Below are 19,111 nucleotides of genomic sequence, written 5' to 3'. Positions count from 1 at the left end.
CCGGCGGCACCCTCAGCTACAGCTACACGCTCGACAGCACCGTCGACAACGACAGCGTCGCCGACGCCACCGACGGCGGCTACCTCGACAGCTTCGCAGTCAGCATCACCGATGCCGACGGCAGCAGTGCCAGCGCCGCGCTGGATATCCGGATCGTCGACGACGCGCCTTTCATGATTGAGCCCGAGAAGGGATATCTAGTTAACTTGGCTGGTCAGTCTGTCTCCGCTATTCCCCTCGATATCGACAGTAATATCGATAACAACTATGGGGCAGATCAGGGTGGAACGATCAGCTTCGCTGGAATCGCGGATAGTGGAACTGCATCAGAACTCACCGCTTCCGGTTCGTTGATTTATCTGTACACCGATGGTTTGACCCTTGTCGGTTCGACCCTGGCCAATAGCAGCTACAGCAACGTTGCTTCTGCGGAAAATGAATTCTACAAGGTGTTCACTGTTGAGCTTAACCCGGATGCAGGCTTGAATGATTCGAGTGATACTTACTCACTCACTCTTCACCAGCAGATCGATGGTGGTGCCTCCACGTTCGCGGTGGCGGAAGGCGGCTTTGAGCCTGAGGGTGGAAATTCACCATATTTCTTCTTAAATGACTCAACAGAAGGTGATCGGGATATCTTGTTAACCCCGACGGAGACTGGATCTACGGTAAACTCCAGCAGCAATGATTTCGCAACCGGTACAGGAATGACGATTGGTGGCAATGAGGGCATCCGGATCGATTTTGTCACAGGGCTCACTGGAGATCCCAAGCAAGGTCCCATCTCTTACGATACCCATTACACCGTCCAAGGGGCTGGGGCGATCATAGGAGTGAAGTCGGGATCTAGCACAGTGCGACTGGCTGCCTACGACGATTATGATGATGGCATCAGCGCTGATCCGGATGATATCTCCATTGGCAATGGAGATATCGATCCAATTACAGCCGTAGTCATTCAGTACGGTGAGGAATCACTGACCGTCTACTCTGGGACTGAGTCCGCCACGGTAGGCGGGCAGATATTTACCTTCGTGTGGGATGATCCTGACTACACAGGCCAGGTTCTTGTCGGGGGGGTAGTTGATGGCACTGCGCTTGCCGCCGTGACCGATGATGGCTTCAGTAGCCTTGAGTTTCATTATGATGCTGGTACTGCATTCACGGTTAACAGCTTCAGCGGGGTCGCTGTTACCCCGGGTCAAGCGGTGGATTTCGCCCTTGATCTGAACTTGACTGACGCTGATGGCGATACGGCCTTGATCGAGGATGCCATTAGCCTTCAGTTGAGTCCGGATGATCACCTGATCGAGATGGGGACGGATAACGACGACACTTTGGATGCAGGAACTGACCAGGCCTCCACGCTTGTTGGATTGGCGGGCGATGACGCCCTGAGTGGGGATTCCGGAGACGATATCCTTGTCGGCGGTCCAGGCAATGAGAGCTTGGCAGGTGGTGCCGGTGCTGACACCTTCGTCTGGAACTTCGGTGACCAAGGTACGAGCACTGATCCGGCCGAGGATACGGTGACGGACTTCACTTCGGCGCAAGGGGATGTGCTGGATGTTTCCGACCTGCTGAGTAACATGTCCGACGTTGCAGACCTCTCCGGATACATCCAGGCAGAGGAGAGTGGTTCCGATACCATCCTGTATATCAGTTCGGAGGGTAGCCTGACCGCCGACGATGTCAGCGCCGCCGATCAGACAATCCTGCTCAGCAATGTCGACATGGGGGAGATGGACTCCACTCAGTTCCTCCAATCCCTGATCAACGAGGGCCAACTCGACATCGAGTAACCCGTTCGCTCCCTCGCCCCCAGCGCCTGGCATTGCCGGGCGCTGGCTTGTTGCCTCACGCTGCGGCCGCCTAGGCTGCCGTCAGGATCTTTTCAGGAGCCTCCCATGTACATCAAGCGCGACGGTGAAGGACGCATCGAGCTGGTCAGTCGCGAGGAGACGCCGGCGTGCAGCGAGTACCTGCCGGCGGACTCCCCTGAACTGCTGGCCTTCCTGATGGAGGGCGAGGTGGGCTACGGCGCGGCACGCTTCCAGGCCTCGGACCTGGCCTTCGTGCGGGTGCTGGAGGACGTGATCGAGGTGCTGATGGACAAGGGGGTGATCAGCTTCACCGACCTGCCGCCGGCCGCCCAGGAGAAGGTGATGGAGCGCCAGTCGCTGCGTCGCCGCCTCAATGGCCTGCAGCTGGTGTCCGGCAGCGACGAGGAGAGCGGGGTGATCTAGACCGGGCAAGTCGCCCGGTGACCTGACGACACGGGCCGGCATTCTCCAGGGGGCCGGCCCGCATCGTGTCAGCCCATCGGCTTGTCGTGCTGACGGATGCCCGGGCCGGTGGCGCCGTCCAGACCCAGTTCGAAGAGCATTCGTGCCTCCTCGCGGTTCTCGACCCCTTCGCCGATGGCCAGTATCCCCAGAGAATGGCAGAGCGTGGCCATGCCGCGCAGGATGGTCTGCTGCTCAGCGACCTTGTCGACCCCCTTGACCAGCGTCCTGTCGATCTTGAGGTAGCCGAGCCCAAGGTCCTGAAGGTCGGCGATCCGGGTGAATTCGGCGCCGACATGCTCCAGGCCGATCCGGCAGCCGAGCGGCTGCAGGGCGTGGCACAGGCTGCGGAAGCTGGCCAGGTCGTGGATGGCCAGGGACTCCGGGATCTCCAGCCAGAGCCGCTCGGCGACGTCGGGCCGGGCCCTGAGCCGTGCCTGGAGCTCCATGACGAAGCGGGCATCCTGGATCGAGGCGGCCGAGAGGTTGATGCCCAGCGGCTTGCCGCGCTGGGTGATGTCTCGCACGGCCTCGTCGATCACCGCCAGGTCGAGCCGGCTGTCGAGCTCGAGTCGCGAGACCCAGGGCATGAAGACCCCGGCGGGCTGCCACTCGCTGTTAAGGCGCAGCCGCGAGGGGCTCTCGAAGTGCAGCAGTTCGCCGTTGCCATCGAGTACCGGGTAGTGGGCCAGGTAGATGCCCTTGGCCATGGCCTCCTGAAGGGCTCGGCGCCACTCGCCATGGCTGGTGAACAGGCTGCGGCGCTGGGGCCCCTCGGCGATGACCAGGCTCTGGTCGCCACGGGTCTCGGCGGCCGCAAGGGCGCCGTCGAGGCTTGCCAGCAGCACGCTTCGCTGGTCGCCTTGTGCGTAGTCGACCAGGGCCGCGGGCAGCCCGAGGGGCACCCTGCTCTGCTCCCTCAGCGCGGCGAGGCGCTTGCCGAGCTCATGCCGCAGCGGCTCCAGGTCATGGGCGCCGGGCAGCAGCAGGACGAAATCGCTGCCGTTGAGGCGCCCCACGACCCCGCCGCCACGGACCTTGCCGAACTGGTCCAGGCCGCTGGCCAGCGCAAGCAGCAGGGCGTCGGTCTCGCCATGACCGAGATGCTCGTTGACCTCGGCCAGGCGGGCGAGGCGCACCAGGGCGAGGGTGCCGCTGGCCCGGGAATCATGACTCTCCAGGTGGATCTGCAACTGGGCCAGGAAGGCCTCACGCTTGAGCACGCCGGTCACGCCGTCGTGCTGCAGCCGCCGGCGCAGCAGGTCAAGCTTCTGGCTCTCCTCGCCGAGCATGTCGCGGACGGCGGCGGAGAGCTGGTTCATGGCCTCCACTACCTCGCGCAGCTCCCGCGTGCGCGGGGCGGGAATGGTGGTGAAGCGCCGCTCGCCGATGTGCAGGGCCTGGTCGACGACATTGCGCAGCGGGCGTCGGATGGTGCGCACGATCCACCAGGCCAGCAGCAGGCTGAGGGCGGCGGCCAGGGCGAACCAGCCGACCAGCTCCAGGCTGCTGCGCCACAGCGAACGATAGGCGAAGCTGTGCTGGCTCTGGAGGGTGAGGGTGCCGAACTGTCGCCAGCCGTCCTGTACCACGGCCTGTCCCGGGGGCACCTCGAAGCGCACCAGGTCGACGAACCAGGCCGGCACGTCTTCGATCGCCTCGCCGGCGCGGCGCTGCTCGATGATCTCGCCCTGCGGGTCGCGCAGCTCCACGCGCCGGTAGTGGCCGGTATCGAACTGGGCGGCCACCAGCAGCTCCAGGGTCACCGGGTCCTTGGGCATCTGGCTCATGGTCAGCGCCAGGGCGTTGGCGTTGTCGGCATTCTTGATGCGCACTTCCTGCTCGATGTAGGCCCGGCTGGAGCTGACCCCGATGAACAGGCTGCCGCCGAAGGCGAGCAGCAGCAGTACCACGATGGTCAGCCAGAGCTGCTTGATGAGCGACATCTTGTTATCCCCCTTGTATGAATCCCTGCTCCTGCATGCGACCGATCACGCGTCGCCAGCGCGACAGGCGGGCCACCGGGTCGGCGCGCGACCGGGTGGAGCCGCCGGCCCAGAGGCCGCTGCTGTTGAAGCTGAACAGCGGGTCCAGGTCGTCGCGCAGCGAGCCGCGGGTGATCGAGGGCACCAGGTTGTCGAGCACCAGCGGGTCCGCCGCGGGGGTCTCGTAGTAGCCCAGGACCATGTGCGCCTGGGTGATGCCGCTCCGCCCGATGCGTGCGCGGACATAGATCATGCGCAACTCGTCGCCCGGTACCCCCAGCTCCTTGAGGGTGATGTACTTGGCGATGGAGAAATCCTCGCAGTCCCCCTGGCCGCGGCCCAGGGTCTCCAGCGGCGTGGCCCAGTAGTCCTCCTGGCCCCAGATGTCGATATCGTCGAGCCAGCGGACCCGCCGGTTGAAGAAGGCGTTGACCTCGCGCAGGCGGGTCTGCAGGTCGGCAGGACGCAGCCGGTCGAGCAGCGCGAACCAGGCCTCGAGACTCTCCAGCCCGTGCGCGCCATATTGGGCCTGCATGCTGCGACGCAGGCGCTCGGGCGAGAGATTGGCCTCGCCCGGGGAGGGGCGCAGCCCCAGGCCGATGGCCAGCGACAGGCCACCGAGCCCCGCCAGGAAACGGCGGCGCCCGGGCGAATCGAGTGTCCGGGGCGAAGGCGGCGGCATGCAGCGGGCCTGAATGAGCATTTGCTCAAGTCTAGGGGGCGTAGACCCCTAATGCGAGGGGAGTGAGTGGCATCATGTCGGGCGACTCAGCCCTTGCCGGGGCCCAGCCAGATCCGCAGCCGGCCGACCCAGTCGAGCGCCTGGGCCGCACGTCGCAGTTCACCGGCCGCCCCCTCGAGGCTCTGGCCGTCGGGGAGCGCCTTGACGTAGAGGGAGACGTCCACCTGGTTGTCCAGGTAATGAAGGTCCAGCGCGACCCGGGCGTGCCAGATCGGCAGCCCGTGCCACACGCCATCGAGGAGCTCCACCACGTCGCTGCGCAGGGGCAGGCCGGGACGCAGGCTGTGCTCCAGTTCGCCCGAATCGTCCTCGGGGTCGATGTGGAAGGTGACGTCGGCGAGCTCCGGGAAGGCCTCGCGAAGGCGCCGGCTCACCTCGTTGCCGATCTCGTGGGCCTCGGACACGGTGACCCGCGGTGGCACCACGATGTGCAGGTCGAGGATCACGTCGCTGCCCAGCTTGCGGGTCCGCAGGTCGTGCACCCCGTTGACATGGGGAACGCGCTCGGCGATCTCCCGCATGCGGTCGCGCTGGGCGATCGGCAGCGCCGTGTCGATGAGTTCCTGGCTGGACTCCCACAGCAGGCGACCGCCAACCTGGCCGACCATGATACCCACCACGATGGCGGCCACGGCATCCATCCAGCCGGCACCGAACTGGGCCGCCACCAGGCCCACCAGCACCACCACCGTGGAGAGGGCATCGGAGCGCGAGTGCCAGGCGTTGGCCTCGAGCAGCCGCGAAGCGACCCGCCTGGCCACGCGCAGGGTATAGCGGAAGATCCACTCCTTGGCGAGCAGGGCCGCCACGGCGATGCCGATCGCCCAGGGCCCCGGGGCGGGCACCGGCTCCCCGCCCAGCAGACGGGTGATGCTCGCCCAGGCGATGCCCCCGGCGACGAAGATCAGCACGCTGCCCAGCCACAGGGTGGCCAGGGTCTCGATGCGGCCGTGGCCATAGGGGTGGTTGCTGTCGGGCTCCTGGCGGCCGAAGTGGGTGGCGGCGACGACGAAGAGGTCCGTCAGGATGTCCGAGAAGGAGTGGATGCCGTCGGCCACCAGGGCCGCCGAGCCGACGGCGAAGCCGGCGACCATCTTGGCCACGCCGACCACGAAATCGATGACGGCGCCGACCAGCGTGACCTTGTGGGCCTCGCGGGTCTGGGTGGCGCGATCCTTGGCCGGCCCCTGCGAGTGGGTCGCCTGGGCGTTCATGTCGGGCTTCTCGTGGCTCATGCCTCGGCCCTCAACGGCAGCGTCCCGCCTTGTGGAGCACCGGGTTGGCGTACTGGGCCAGCCAGAACTCGCGAAGGTCGTCGGGCACCGTCTGCAGGCGAGCCTGGAAGCGGGCGCGGTCGGCGTCGCTGACCTCGCTCAGGTCGAGCAGGTCGGGGGCCTCGCCCAGGGCTTCCAGGGCCAGGAAGTGGCTGGGGAAGAGGTGGTAACCGGCGAGTACCTGGCGGTCGATCTCGGCGGCTGCGGCCTCGGGGTCATCGAAGTCCGCCGCGAGCGGGGTCCCGAAGGTGAGTTGCACCCGTCCCTTGTGGCCGGTGATGCCGGCGACGATGGAGCTGATGTCCTCGAACTCGCCCTTCTCGTAGTTGCCGCTGGTCTGCATGGCGTGAAGCTCCCTGGCCTTCTGCAGGTCGCAGGGGTCGTACTCGTAGCTGATCGAGACCGGCACCAGGCGCAGCTCGGCGATGGCCTCGCCGATGCTCGCCTGGCGCTCCCGACCGCGCCGAGCCATGGTCAGCATCTTGATGATCGCCGGGTCGGTGCGGTCGATGCCGTCCTTGGCACGCCCCTCGCGCTGGGCCATCCAGATGGAGTGGTTGTCCTCCAGGATGGAGTGGCGGATGTAGGCCGAGAGGTTCTGGTAGGCGGCCAGCATGGCGCGCTTGCCGCGGGCGCTGCGCGGCACGATGAAGCTCTTGTTGAGGCGCATCAGGTCGTTGACGTAGGGCTTCTTGAGCAGGTTGTCGCCGATGGCGATGCGCACGGTGTCGCGCCCGGCCAGGTAGAGGGCGTAGTTGACGAAGGCCGGGTCGAGCGAGATGTCGCGATGGTTGCCGATGAACAGGTACGCCCTGTCCGGGTCCAGCGACTCGAGCCCCGCCACCTCGAAGGTGTCGGTGGAGGTGCGGATCATGCGCTGCATGTAGCTGGCGATGCGCATCTGGAAGTCATTCACGCCGGTCACGCCGCGCACCTCGCGGCGGATGGCGATGCTGGCCAGCAGGCGCGAGAGGCGCGGCATGAGGCGGCTGAGCCGCGGCAGCCGATAGCGGGTGAGGGCATCGAGCAGCTCGGCATCATGGGCCAGGCGCGCGAGGACCTCGGCCACCTCGTCGTCCTGGTAGGGGCGGATCTCGGCCCAGGGGTCGGATGCAGGAGTGTGGTGAGTCTCGGTCATGGGATCCAGGCTGTGGTCGGAAGCGATCAGGCGCTGCGGGCGTCACCGGCGCTGCCGGCCTCGCCCCCCAGCCACTCGATCAGGCGCTCGATGTTCTCGGCCAGCGCCTGGGTCATCAGGATGAAGTCGGTCTCCAGGCGCACCAGGGCGTCATCGCCATCGTCGGCCTGGGACGCCTCGTCGATCAAGGCGTCGTCGAAGCGCAGCGACTTGATCGCCAGGTCGTCATGCAGCACGAAGCTTAGCCGGCCCTCGATCGACAGTGCCAGCTTGCTGGCCTGGCGACCGCTCTCCAGCAGCTGCTGGATCTCGTCGCTGTCGAGGTCGACCTGGCGGGCACGCAGCACGCCGTCGTCGCCCTTGGCCTTGAGTTCCACCTGGTCGCCGAGCACCAGGTCGGCCGGCCGCGAGCCCGGGTCGCCGAGCCAGGTGGTCATGGCGCGCATGGGCAGCGTCTGGCTGGCCAGCGGTGTCACCTTGAGGCTGCCCAGGGTCTCGCGCAGCAGGTCGAGGAGTTCCTCGGCTCGCTTGCGGGAGCTGGCATTGACGGCGATCAGCGCCCGGCGGCTGTCCCACCACAGGTCGACCTTCTGGCTGCGCACGAAGGCGCGGGGCAGCAGCTCCTCGTAGACCTGTTCCTTGATCGCCAGCTTCTCCTGGCGGCGCAGCTTGCGGCCCTCGCCGGTCTCGATGGCCTCGCTGCGCTCCTCGACCTCCTCGCGGACCACCGAGGCGGGCAGGATGCGTTCCTGGCGCAGGGCGGTCATCAGGCGCTGGCCCTGCAACTCGTGCAGCAGCTGCGTCCCGGCCCGGCCGGCCGGCGCGGACCACCCCAGGCGACGCGCCTCGCTGCCCCCCAGGGGGCGGAAGGCCTGCTCGCCGAGGGCGGTTTCCAGGCTGGCGGCATCCAGCTCAGGGGCGTCGTGCAGGCGGTAGAGGTGCAAGTGCTTGAACCACATGGAGCATTTCCCGAGAGAAAAGGGGCACATTATGGCCAAAGGGAGGCGCCGGTGCCAGCGCATGGGCGGGCGGCGTGACAGGCCAGTGTTCAAACGGTGGTTTGAATGTCGGCTGCCGCCGTGACTAGAATCGAGGTTTTCCCCGCTCAGGAGTCCCCCGGCATGGATCCCCGCATCTCCCGCACCGCCCTGCGTGTCAGAGGCTATCACCTGGACGGTTATGGCCACGTGAACAATGCCCGCTACCTGGAATTCCTGGAGGAGGGCCGTTGGGCCTACTTCGACGACCGTCCCGGGCTGGCCGTCTTCCTGCAGAAGGGCGACGTGGCCTTCGTCGCCGTCAACCTCAACATCGATTACCGGCGTGCCGCCGTTGCCGGCGACGACCTGGAGGTGCTGACCCGGCTTGCCGAACTCGGCTCGCGGCGTGCCCGCATGCACCAGGAGGTCCGTCGTGTGCGGGACGGCAAGCCGGTGGCCAGTGCCGACATCACCTTCGTGCTGCTCGACGTGGCGGCCAATCGGGCCATCGAGATCGGCGGCGAGATCCGCGAGGCCATGGCGGCACTGGTCCTGCCTTAGCCCCCTTGCACAGCTCCCTTTGCACCGTCCGGGATGGTATGATGCCAGGCTGATATTGCGCGCCATGTCACGGCCACGTGACGCGCCAACCTGTTGCAGTGCAAAGGATTCGACGACCCATGGGTGACATCGCCAGAGAGATTCTGCCAGTCAACATCGAGGACGAGCTCAAGCAGTCGTACCTCGATTACGCGATGAGCGTGATCATCGGCCGTGCGCTGCCCGACGTGCGCGATGGCCTCAAGCCGGTGCACCGGCGCGTGCTGTTCGCCATGCACGAGCTCGGCAACGACTGGAACAAGCCGTACAAGAAGTCCGCCCGCGTGGTGGGCGATGTCATCGGTAAGTACCACCCCCACGGGGACAGTGCCGTCTACGACACCATCGTGCGCATGGCCCAGGACTTCTCCATGCGCCATGTGCTGGTCGATGGCCAGGGCAACTTCGGCTCCATCGACGGCGACAACGCCGCCGCCATGCGTTACACCGAGGTACGCATGGCACGCCTCGCCCACGAGCTGCTGGCCGACCTGGAGAAGGACACCGTCGACTGGGTCGACAACTACGACGGCACCGAGCGCATCCCCGAGGTGCTGCCCACCAAGGTCCCCAACCTGCTGATCAACGGCTCCTCGGGCATCGCCGTGGGCATGGCGACCAACATTCCGCCCCACAACATGGGCGAGATCATCAACGCCTGCCTGGCGCTGATCGACGACTACACCCTCACCGTCGACGACCTGATGGAGCATGTCCCCGGCCCGGACTTTCCCACCGGCGGCATCATCAATGGCCGCGCCGGCATCCTCGAGGCCTACCGCACCGGCCGCGGCCGCATCTACGTGCGGGCCTGCCACACCATCGAGCATGACGACAAGACCGGCCGTGACCACATCATCGTCAACGAGCTTCCCTACCAGGTGAACAAGGCGCGGCTGATCGAGAAGATCGCCGAACTGGTCAAGGAGAAGAAGATCGAGGGCATCGCCGAACTGCGCGACGAATCCGACAAGGACGGCCTGCGCGTGGTCATCGAGGTCAAGCGCGGCGAGTCCGGCGAGGTGGTGGTCAACAACCTCTTCGCCCAGACCCAGCTTCAGACCGTCTTCGGCATCAATATGGTGGCCATCGACAATGGCCAGCCCAAGATCCTCAACCTCAAGGAGATCCTCGAGGCCTTCATCCGCCACCGCCGCGAGGTGGTCACCCGCCGCACCCTCTTCGAGCTGAAGAAGGCCCGCGAGCGTGGCCATATCCTCGAGGGCCTGGCCGTCGCCATCTCCAACATCGACGAGGTGATCGAGCTGATCAAGGCCTCGCCGAACGCCAGCGAGGCCAGGGAGAAGCTGCTGGCGAAGTCCTGGCAGCCGGGGCAGGTCACCGGCATGCTCGAGCGTGCCGGCGCCACCTCCTGCAAGCCCGAGGACCTCGAGGAGGGCTTCGGGCTCAACCAGGCCGGCAGCGAGTACCGCCTGTCGCCGGCCCAGGCCCAGGCGATCCTCGAGCTGCGCCTGCATCGCCTGACCGGGCTCGAGACCGAGAAGCTTCTCGACGAGTACCTCTCGATCCTCGAGAAGATCGCCGAGCTCACCGCCATCCTGGCCTCCGCCGAGCGGCTGCTCGAGGTGATCCGCGAGGAGCTGATCGCCGTGCGCGACCAGTTCGGCGACCCGCGCAAGACCGAGATCCAGGCCAGCCACCTCGACCTGCGCCTCGAGGACCTGATCGCCGAGGAGGACATGGTAGTCACGGTGTCGCGCACCGGCTACGCCAAGACCCAGCCGCTCTCCGACTACCAGGCCCAGCGCCGAGGCGGGCGCGGCAAGTCGGCCACGGCGATGAAGGACGAGGACGTCATCGAGCACCTGCTGGTGGCCTCGACCCACGACACCGTGCTGCTGTTCTCCAATCGCGGCAAGGTCTACTGGCTCAAGGTCTACGAGATGCCCGTCGCCAGCCGTGGCTCGCGGGGCAAGCCGCTGGTCAACCTGCTGCCGCTGGATGAGGGCGAGGCGATCAACGCCATCCTGCCGGTGCGCGACTACGACCCGCAGAGCTACATCTTCTTCGCGACCGAGCGCGGCACCGTCAAGCGCACCAGCCTCGAGCAGTTCTCGCGGCCGCGCAGCGTGGGCCTGATCGCCATCGACCTCGAGGAGGGTGACCGCCTGGTGGGCGCCGCCATCACCTCGGGCAGTGATCATGTCATGCTGCTCTCCTCCAACGGCAAGGCGATCCGCTTCGAGGAGTCCAACGTGCGCGCCATGGGCCGCACCGCCCGCGGCGTGCGCGGCATGCGTCTGCTCGGCGATGGCGAGGTGATCAGCCTAATCATCCCGCAGAGCCAGCAGATCGATGCCGAGGCCGGTTTGGAGAGTGAGTCCGAGGCCGAGGCCGAGGAGGGCGCGAGCGTCGAGGCCGGCAACGGCGGCCAGATCTACATCCTCACCGCCAGCGAGAACGGCTATGGCAAGCGCACCCGCCTCGAGGAATTCCCGCTGCGCGGGCGTGGCGGCCAGGGCGTGATCGCCATGCAGACCAGCGAGCGCAACGGCGCCCTGGTGGCGGCCATGCAGGTCTACGCCACCGACGAGATGATGCTGATCACCGATCGCGGCACCCTGGTACGCACCCGGGTCGACGAGGTCTCGATCAGCTCGCGCAACACCCAAGGGGTGATGCTGATCCGCCTGGGCAACGACGAGAAGCTGGTCAAGACCGTGCGCATCGACGAGCCCGAGGAGGCCCTGGAGGCCCCCCTTGAGGCGCCGGTCGAGGCGGGCGACGAGTCGGGAGTCGCATCATCCGGCGATGCGGCACCAGATGAGGGGGCACAGGAGGCCGGCGGTGAGCAGGACCAGGAATAAGGACACGCAACGCTGATGACACGTCACTACAACTTCTGTGCCGGCCCGGCCGCGCTGCCCACGGCCGTGCTGGAGCGAGCCCGGGACGAACTGCTGGACTACCGCGGCCGTGGCCTCTCGGTGATGGAGATGAGCCATCGTGGCGAGGACTTCGTCGCCATCGCCGAGCGGGCCGAGGCCGACCTGCGCGAGCTGCTGGCCATTCCCGACAACTACCGGGTGCTCTTCACCCAGGGCGGCGCCAGCCTGCAGTTCGCCGCGCTGCCCTATAACCTGCTGGGGGCCGGTGGCCGCCCCAACTTCCTGCACACCGGCATCTGGGGCAAGAAGGCGATCAGCGAGGCGCGCCACCTGGTCGGCGACGTCCATGTGGCCGCCAGCAGCGAGGAGAACGGCCACAGTGCCGTGCCGCGCCAGGAGGAGATCGTCCTGTCCGACGACGCCGCCTACCTGCACTACACCGCCAACGAGACCATCGGCGGGCTCGCCTTCGACTACATTCCCGAGGCCCGCCGGCCGGATGGCAGCGAGGTGCCGCTGGTCTGCGACATGTCCTCGTCCATCCTCTCCGGCCCGCTGGATGTCTCGAGGTTCGGGGTGATCTACGCCGGTGCCCAGAAGAACATCGGGCCCGCGGGCCTGGTGGTGGTGATCGTGCGCGATGACTTGCTGGACCAGGCCCGTGACGACATGCCGTCGCTCTTCGGCTACCGGGCGCTCAGCGAGGCGGGCTCGATGGTCAACACCCCGGCGACCTACAGCTGGTACCTGGCGGGGCTGGTCTTCGACTGGCTGAAGGGCGATATCGGCGGCCTTTCGGCCATGGACGCCATCAACAGCCGCAAGGCGGCCCGGCTCTATGCGGCCATCGACGGCAGCGCTCTCTACGCCAACCCGATCACGCTGCGCAACCGCTCGCGGATGAACGTGCCCTTCGTGCTGGCCGACCCGCAGCTGGACCGCCTGTTCCTCGACGAGGCCGAGGCGGCGGGGCTGCTCAACCTCAAGGGACATCGCAGCGTGGGGGGCATGCGGGCCAGCCTCTACAACGCCGTGCCCGAGGCCGCCGTCGAGGCATTGATCGACTTCATGGCCGATTTCGAGAAACGCAGGGGATAATCCATGACCGAGCCTACCGTCAGCCTCGAGGCGCTCCGCCAGCGCATCGACGCCCTGGACAACGACATCCTGCGCCTGATCAGCGAGCGGGCGGCCTGTGCCCAGCAGGTGGCCGAGATCAAGGCCGAGCATGAGCCTGGCGCGGTGTTCTATCGCCCCGAGCGCGAGGCCCAGGTGCTGCGCCGGATCATGGAGCTCAACCAGGGGCCCCTTGACAGCGAGGAGATGGCGCGGCTGTTCCGCGAGATCATGTCGGCCTGCCTGGCCCTGGAGCAGCCGGTCAAGGTTGCCTATCTGGGGCCGGAGGGCACCTTCACCCAGCAGGCCGCCCTCAAGCACTTCGGCGAGAGCGCCATCAGCCTGCCGATGGCCGCCATCGACGAGGTGTTCCGCGAGGTGGAGGCCGGCGCCGTCAACTATGGGGTGGTCCCGGTGGAGAACTCCACCGAGGGGGTGATCAACCACACCCTCGACTCCTTCATGGATTCCGGGCTTCGCATCTGTGGCGAGGTGGTGCTGCGCATCCACCACCACCTGCTGGTGGCCGAGACGACCCGTCGCGACAAGGTCTCGCGGATCTACTCCCACCCGCAGTCCTTCGCCCAGTGCCGCAAGTGGCTCGACGCCCACTTTCCCCAGGCCGAGCGGGTGCCGGTCTCCTCGAATGCCGAGGCCGCCCGCCTGGTCAAGACCGAGTGGCACAGCGCGGCCATCGCCGGCGACATGGCCGCCAAGCTCTATGGGCTCGCCAAGCTGGCCGAGAAGATCGAGGACCGCCCGGACAACTCCACGCGCTTTCTGATCATCGGCAACCAGGACGTGCCCATCTCGGGCGAGGACAAGACCTCGCTGGTGGTCGCGATGCGCAACCAGCCCGGGGCCCTGCACGACCTGCTCGAGCCCTTCCATCGCCACCAGATCGACATGACGCGCCTGGAGACCCGCCCGTCGCGTACCGGCGTGTGGAACTACGTGTTCTTCATCGACTTCAAGGGGCACCGCGAGGAGCCGCGCGTCGCGGCCATGCTGGAGGAGGTCCAGCTACGCGCCGCTGAGGTGAAGGTGCTGGGCTCCTATCCCGTCGGCGTGCTCTGAGGGATGGCGGGCATCATGAAGACGCCGCCCGATGAGCGGCGCATCCTGATCGTCGGCCTGGGGCTGATCGGCGGTTCGCTTGCCGCCGCGCTGCGCGCCGCCGGATTTCGGGGCACCATCCTCGCCTGCGACCCCGATGCCGACGAGATCGCCCGGGGCATCGAGATGGGCCTGATCGACAACGGCGACACCCGCCTCGAGGCGCTGGTCGAGGGCGCGTCGCTGGTGGTGCTGGCGGTGCCCGTACTGGCCATGGAGTCGGTGATGGCCCAGTTGGCCGGGGTGATCGATCGCGCCGCGCCCGATGTCGTCGTCACCGATGTGGGCAGCACCAAGGCGGCGATCCGCGAGGCGGCCGTGGCCGCCTTCGGTCGCATGCCGACCAACCTGGTGCTGGGCCATCCCATTGCCGGCTCGGAGAAGAGCGGGGTCGCGGCCGCCGATGCCGGGCTCTATTCACGCCACAAGGTGATCCTGACGCCCGAGCCCGATACCGACCCGGCCGCGATGGCCAGGGTGCGCGCGCTCTGGGAGGCCAGCGGCGCCGAGGTGCTGGAGATGGACGTGGCCCGCCACGACCAGGTGCTGGCACGGACCAGCCACCTGCCGCACCTGCTGGCCTTCTCGCTGGTGGACACCCTGGCCCGCCAGGACGAGCGGCTGGAGATCTTCCGCTACGCCGCCGGCGGCTTTCGCGACTTCACGCGCATCGCCGGCAGCGACCCGGTGATGTGGCGCGACATCTTCGTCGCCAACCGCGATGCGGTGCTCGCCGCCCTGGACGACTTCGAGGCCGGCGTGGCCCGGCTGCGCCGCGCGGTGGAGCGCGGCGACGGCGATGCCATGCTGGCCACCTTCGACCGGGCCAGTCACGCCCGGCACTATTTCGAATCCCTGCTCAACCAGACCAGTTATCAGGCGGAGTACCAGATGCAACAACACGGCAAGCTGCGCTACCGGGTCAGCCCCGGTGGTGGCGTCACCGGGCGGATCCGCGTGCCCGGCGACAAGTCGATCTCCCATCGCTCCATCATGCTCGGGGCGCTGGCCGACGGGGTCACCGAGGTGAAGGGCTTCCTCGAGGGCGAGGACAGCCTGGCCACCCTGCAGGCCTTCCGCGAGATGGGCGTGGCCATCGAGGGGCCCCACCAGGGCCGCGTGACCATCCACGGCGTGGGCATGCACGGCCTCAAGCCGCCTGCCGGGCCGCTCTATGTGGGCAATGCCGGTACCGCCATGCGCCTCTTCGCCGGGTTGCTCGCGGGCCAGGCCTTCGACACCGAGCTCACCGGCGATGTCTCCCTGACCAAGCGCCCCATGGGGCGGGTGGCCGATCCCCTGCGAGCCATGGGCGCCGAGATCGATACCGCCGAGGGCGGGCGTCCGCCGCTGCACATCCACGGCGGCAGGCCGCTCAAGGGCATCTCCTACGACATGCCCATGGCCAGTGCCCAGGTGAAGTCCTGCCTGCTGCTCGCCGGCCTCTACGCCGAGGGCGAGACCCGCGTGCGCGAGCCGGCACCGACCCGCGACCACACCGAGCGCATGCTCCAGGGCTTCGGCTATGAGGTGTACCGCGAGGGCGACACCTGCTGGCTGCAGGGGGGCGGCAGGCTCACCGCGGCCCCCATCGACGTGCCCTCGGACATCTCGTCGGCGACCTTCTTCCTGGTAGCCGCGGCGATCACGCCGGGCTCGGACCTGGTGCTCGAGCACGTGGGCATCAACCCGACCCGCATCGGCGTGATCAATATCCTCCAGCTGATGGGCGCCGACCTGCGCCTGGAGAACGAGCACGAGGTGGGCGGCGAGCCGGTAGCCGACCTGCATATCCGCTACGCGCCGCTCAAGGGCATCGACATCCCGGTGGAGCAGGTGCCGCTGGCCATCGACGAGTTCCCGGCGCTGTTCATCGCCGCGGCCAACGCCGAGGGCATCACCCGCCTGCGGGGCGCCGAGGAGCTGCGCGTCAAGGAGTCCGACCGGCTTCAGGCCATGGCCAACGGCCTGGCCACCCTCGGCGTCGAGCATGTGCTGCTCGAGGATGGCATCGATATCGTCGGCCGTCCTGAAGGAGAGGGCGGCGAGGGGGCCCGCTATGGCGGCGGCCACATCGACAGCCTGGGGGATCACCGCATCGCCATGGCCTTCGCCATCGCCGCGCTGCGCGCCGACGGCGAGATCATCATCGACGACTGTGCCAACGTGGCCACCTCCTTCCCCGGCTTCATCGACCTGGCGCGCCGGGTCGGGTTGACCCTCGAGGAACAGCGGGAGGCGTCATGAGCGATTCGGCACCGGTACTGACCATCGATGGCCCGGGCGGGGCAGGCAAGGGTACCATCAGTCGCCTGGTCGCCGCACGCCTGGGCTGGCACCTGCTCGACAGCGGAGCGCTCTATCGCCTGACCGCCCTGGCCGCCGTGAAACACGAGGTGCCCCTGGACGACGAGCCGGCACTGGCCCACATCGCCGCCACGCTGGACGTGGTCTTCGTCGCCGAGAATGATGCCGCCACCGTGCTGCTGGAGGGGCGGGATGCTACCGCCGCGATCCGCACCGAGCAGGTGGGCGATGCCGCCTCTCGGGTCGCCGCGCTGCCCGCGGTGCGCCAGGCGCTGCTGCAGCGCCAGCGCGACTTCCGGCAGGCCCCGGGCCTGGTCGCCGACGGGCGCGACATGGGCACCGTGGTGTTCACGGACGCCCCGCTGAAGATCTTCCTCACCGCGAGTGCCGAGGAGCGGGCGAGACGGCGCCACCTCCAGTTGCGGGAGGCCGGGGTGGATGCTAGTCTATCGAGTCTTCTAAAGGAGATTCAGGCGCGCGATGCCCGCGACATGCAGCGCAGCGTGGCCCCGCTCAAGCCGGCCATCGATGCCATCACGCTTGACACCACGCGCCTGACGATACCGGAAGTGGTGGATCGGCTGACGGAGTTGCTGACCGAACGCGGTCTGGCATCCGCCACCTGACACTCCCTTGCGGCGCCTCCGGCAGGATGTGATGACGTGGTCCGGCACTTCTTGGTTTGATAAAGCAGCGCCGTGAGCCGGGCCAGGTCGAACCAGCGCCAACATCCCCGGGGGCTTGGTAAATAAGGCCCGCACTCGCTGGTGGTGCGGAGAAGGCGGCAACGCCGTACTCAACGTTGATCACGTAGGAACATCATGAGCGAAAGCTTTGCTGAACTGTTTGAACAGTCTCTCCAGGACATCAACATGGAGCCGGGCGCCATCGTCGCGGCTACCATCGTCGACATCGACGGCGACTGGGTCACCGTCAATGCCGGCCTGAAGTCAGAAGGTCAGATCCCCGCGGCCCAGTTCCGCGACGATAACGGCGAACTCACCATCGCCGTCGGCGACGAGGTGCATGTCGCCCTGGAAGCCGTCGAGGACGGGTTCGGCGAGACACGCCTGTCCCGCGAGAAGGCCAAGCGCGCCGAAGCGTGGAAGGTGCTGGAAGCCGCCTTCGAGAAGGAAGAGATCGTCAAGGGCGTGATCAACGGCAAGGTCAAGGGCGGCTTCACCGTCGACGTCGACTCCATCCGTGCCTTCCTGCCGGGTTCCCTGGTGGACGTTCGCCCCGTGCGCGACACCACCCACCTCGAGAACAAGGAACTCGACTTCAAGGTCATCAAGCTCGACGCCAAGCGCAACAACGTCGTCGTGTCCCGTCGTGCCGTGCTCGAGGCCGAGAACAGCGCCGAGCGTGAAGCCCTCCTGGCGACCCTGCAGGAAGGCCAGCAGATCATCGGTATCGTCAAGAACCTCACCGACTACGGCGCCTTCGTCGACCTCGGTGGCGTCGATGGCCTGCTGCACATCACCGACATGGCCTGGAAGCGCATCAAGCATCCGAGCGAGATCGTGGCCGTGGGCGACGAGATCACCGTCAAGGTGCTCAAGTTCGACCGCGAGCGCAACCGCGTCTCCCTGGGCCTGAAGCAGCTGGGCGAGGATCCCTGGGTCAACATCAAGGATCGCTACCCGGAAGGCACCAAGGTTCACGCCAAGGTCACCAACCTCACCGACTACGGCTGCTTCGCCGAGCTGGAAGAGGGCGTCGAGGGCCTGGTCCACGTTTCCGAGATGGACTGGACCAACAAGAACATCCATCCGTCCAAGGTCGTGCAGGTCGGCGACGATGTGGACGTCATGGTGCTGGACATCGACGAGGAGCGTCGCCGCATCTCCCTGGGCATCAAGCAGTGCACCACCAATCCCTGGGAAGACTTCAACGCGCGCTACAACAAGGGTGACCGCGTCACCGGCACCATCAAGTCGATCACCGACTTCGGCATCTTCATCGGCCTCGAAGGCGGTATCGATGGCCTGGTGCACCTGTCTGACATCTCCTGGACCGATACCGGCGAGGAAGCCGTTCGCCAGTTCAAGAAGGGCGACGAGGCGGAAGCCGTCATCCTCTCCATCGATCCGGAGCGTGAGCGCATCTCGCTGGGCATCAAGCAGCTCGATACCGATCCGGTGTCCGAGTTCCTGGCGGTCAACGACAAGGGCTCCATCGTCACCGGTCGCGTGGTCGAGGTCGATGCCAAGGAAGCCCAGGTCGAGCTGGCCACCGATGTCGTCGCCGTGCTGAAGGCCTCCGAGATCAGCGCTGACCGCGTCGAGGATGCCCGCAACGTGCTGAGCGAAGGCGACAGCGTCGAGGCCCGCATCATCGGTGTCGATCGCAAGAACCGCCAGATCGCCCTGTCCATCAAGGCCAAGGATCAGGACGACACTCGCCAGAACCTCAAGAAGCTGCGTGAGGAAGCGCCCGAGAGCGGTGGCCCGACCACCATCGGCGACCTCATCAAGCAGCAGATGGGTCAGGACTGATAGCGAGAGGGACTCCCTCGCTCATCGTCTGACAAGGCGCCGCCCCTCGGGGCGGCGCTTTCTTTTTTTGTTCCAGTATCTTTTTGTTGTACCGGTCTCTTCGATGGTTCTGGCGCGTCTCGTTCCGGGGAAGGCGCGACAATGGAACTCCACGAGTTTTCGCGGCGAGTTAGTTGCAAAGTTTTCCGTTAAACGTCACGCTCGTAGTTTGCCGAACTTCG

The 19,111-nt window shown here is 66.7% G+C and carries 14 protein-coding genes; 9 read left to right on the top strand and 5 right to left on the bottom strand.

The window, feature by feature from the left end; all coding sequences use genetic code 11:
• Positions 1 to 1,802, top strand: a 1,802-nt coding sequence (locus DFP85_RS18860) for a calcium-binding protein (RefSeq protein ID WP_166644590.1), incomplete at its 5' end; no start/stop codon positions are given.
• Between the two features lie 105 nt (positions 1,803 to 1,907).
• The gene (locus DFP85_RS03480; protein WP_133634941.1) at positions 1,908 to 2,246 is read left to right on the top strand and encodes a tryptophan synthase subunit beta like protein; all 339 of its coding nucleotides are present in this window, start codon (positions 1,908 to 1,910) and stop codon (positions 2,244 to 2,246) included.
• Positions 2,247 to 2,314: 68 nt separating this feature from the next.
• On the opposite strand, the gene DFP85_RS03475 is transcribed toward DFP85_RS03480, so the two are convergent.
• The 5 genes from DFP85_RS03475 to DFP85_RS03455 form a co-directional block, all read right to left on the bottom strand.
• Positions 2,315 to 4,231, bottom strand: a complete 1,917-nt coding sequence (locus DFP85_RS03475; RefSeq protein WP_133634940.1) for an EAL domain-containing protein — start codon at positions 4,229 to 4,231, stop codon at positions 2,315 to 2,317.
• 4 nt (positions 4,232 to 4,235) lie between these two features.
• On the bottom strand, positions 4,236 to 4,973 hold the full coding sequence (locus DFP85_RS03470; protein ID WP_243737190.1) for a transglutaminase-like cysteine peptidase: 738 nt from the start codon (positions 4,971 to 4,973) through the stop codon (positions 4,236 to 4,238).
• 65 nt (positions 4,974 to 5,038) lie between these two features.
• A complete protein-coding gene (locus DFP85_RS03465) occupies positions 5,039 to 6,226 on the bottom strand; it encodes a cation diffusion facilitator family transporter (protein ID WP_133635038.1) in 1,188 nt (395 codons plus the stop codon).
• A gap of 31 nt (positions 6,227 to 6,257) precedes the next feature.
• Positions 6,258 to 7,424, bottom strand: a complete 1,167-nt coding sequence (locus DFP85_RS03460; RefSeq protein ID WP_133634939.1) for a 1-acyl-sn-glycerol-3-phosphate acyltransferase — start codon at positions 7,422 to 7,424, stop codon at positions 6,258 to 6,260.
• A gap of 26 nt (positions 7,425 to 7,450) precedes the next feature.
• Entirely contained in the window at positions 7,451 to 8,383 is a 933-nt protein-coding gene (locus tag DFP85_RS03455; protein WP_106232182.1) for a recombination-associated protein RdgC, read from the bottom strand.
• 162 nt (positions 8,384 to 8,545) lie between these two features.
• Between DFP85_RS03455 and DFP85_RS03450 the strand changes: the two genes are divergently transcribed.
• The 7 genes from DFP85_RS03450 to rpsA all read left to right on the top strand — a co-directional run bounded on the left by DFP85_RS03450 (position 8,546) and on the right by rpsA (position 18,890).
• Positions 8,546 to 8,965 (top strand): acyl-CoA thioesterase, encoded by a 420-nt coding sequence (locus tag DFP85_RS03450; protein WP_133634938.1) that lies wholly within the window; start codon positions 8,546 to 8,548, stop codon positions 8,963 to 8,965.
• A 119-nt stretch (positions 8,966 to 9,084) separates the two neighbouring features.
• Positions 9,085 to 11,832 (top strand): DNA gyrase subunit A, encoded by a 2,748-nt coding sequence (gene gyrA / locus DFP85_RS03445; protein ID WP_133634937.1) that lies wholly within the window; start codon positions 9,085 to 9,087, stop codon positions 11,830 to 11,832.
• Between the two features lie 15 nt (positions 11,833 to 11,847).
• Positions 11,848 to 12,951 carry a 3-phosphoserine/phosphohydroxythreonine transaminase gene (serC, locus tag DFP85_RS03440; protein WP_133634936.1) on the top strand — a complete coding sequence of 368 codons (1,104 nt, stop codon included), beginning with the start codon at positions 11,848 to 11,850 and terminating at the stop codon, positions 12,949 to 12,951.
• 3 nt (positions 12,952 to 12,954) lie between these two features.
• A complete protein-coding gene (gene pheA / locus DFP85_RS03435) occupies positions 12,955 to 14,046 on the top strand; it encodes a prephenate dehydratase (RefSeq protein WP_133634935.1) in 1,092 nt (363 codons plus the stop codon).
• 15 nt (positions 14,047 to 14,061) lie between these two features.
• Positions 14,062 to 16,332, top strand: coding sequence for a bifunctional prephenate dehydrogenase/3-phosphoshikimate 1-carboxyvinyltransferase (locus DFP85_RS03430; protein ID WP_133634934.1), 2,271 nt, complete (start codon positions 14,062 to 14,064; stop codon positions 16,330 to 16,332).
• Positions 16,329 to 17,018, top strand: a complete 690-nt coding sequence (gene cmk / locus DFP85_RS03425) for a (d)CMP kinase (protein WP_133634933.1) — start codon at positions 16,329 to 16,331, stop codon at positions 17,016 to 17,018. The genes DFP85_RS03430 and cmk overlap by 4 nt, the downstream gene beginning before the upstream one ends.
• Before the next feature lie 195 nt (positions 17,019 to 17,213).
• A complete protein-coding gene (gene rpsA, locus DFP85_RS03420; protein WP_133634932.1) occupies positions 17,214 to 18,890 on the top strand; it encodes a 30S ribosomal protein S1 in 1,677 nt (558 codons plus the stop codon).
• The last annotated feature ends 221 nt before the right edge of the window (positions 18,891 to 19,111 follow it).

The sequence above is a fragment of the Halomonas ventosae genome (assembly GCF_004363555.1).
Classification (GTDB): Bacteria; Pseudomonadota; Gammaproteobacteria; order Pseudomonadales; family Halomonadaceae; genus Halomonas; species Halomonas ventosae.
Note: the sequence above shows the minus strand (reverse complement) of the source record. Positions and strands in the feature narration are given on the sequence as shown.

Excerpts from the sequence above, each read along its gene's own strand:
- DFP85_RS03480 (WP_133634941.1), top strand. The coding sequence starts at position 1,908 with ATGTACATCAAGCGCGACGGTGAAGGACGCATCGAGCTGGTCAGTCGC.
- DFP85_RS03475 (WP_133634940.1), bottom strand. The coding sequence starts at position 4,231 with ATGTCGCTCATCAAGCAGCTCTGGCTGACCATCGTGGTACTGCTGCTG.
- DFP85_RS03470 (WP_243737190.1), bottom strand. The coding sequence starts at position 4,973 with ATGCTCATTCAGGCCCGCTGCATGCCGCCGCCTTCGCCCCGGACACTC.
- DFP85_RS03465 (WP_133635038.1), bottom strand. The coding sequence starts at position 6,226 with ATGAACGCCCAGGCGACCCACTCGCAGGGGCCGGCCAAGGATCGCGCC.
- DFP85_RS03460 (WP_133634939.1), bottom strand. The coding sequence starts at position 7,424 with ATGACCGAGACTCACCACACTCCTGCATCCGACCCCTGGGCCGAGATC.
- DFP85_RS03455 (WP_106232182.1), bottom strand. The coding sequence starts at position 8,383 with ATGTGGTTCAAGCACTTGCACCTCTACCGCCTGCACGACGCCCCTGAG.
- DFP85_RS03450 (WP_133634938.1), top strand. The coding sequence starts at position 8,546 with ATGGATCCCCGCATCTCCCGCACCGCCCTGCGTGTCAGAGGCTATCAC.
- gyrA (WP_133634937.1), top strand. The coding sequence starts at position 9,085 with ATGGGTGACATCGCCAGAGAGATTCTGCCAGTCAACATCGAGGACGAG.
- serC (WP_133634936.1), top strand. The coding sequence starts at position 11,848 with ATGACACGTCACTACAACTTCTGTGCCGGCCCGGCCGCGCTGCCCACG.
- pheA (WP_133634935.1), top strand. The coding sequence starts at position 12,955 with ATGACCGAGCCTACCGTCAGCCTCGAGGCGCTCCGCCAGCGCATCGAC.
- DFP85_RS03430 (WP_133634934.1), top strand. The coding sequence starts at position 14,062 with ATGAAGACGCCGCCCGATGAGCGGCGCATCCTGATCGTCGGCCTGGGG.
- cmk (WP_133634933.1), top strand. The coding sequence starts at position 16,329 with ATGAGCGATTCGGCACCGGTACTGACCATCGATGGCCCGGGCGGGGCA.
- rpsA (WP_133634932.1), top strand. The coding sequence starts at position 17,214 with ATGAGCGAAAGCTTTGCTGAACTGTTTGAACAGTCTCTCCAGGACATC.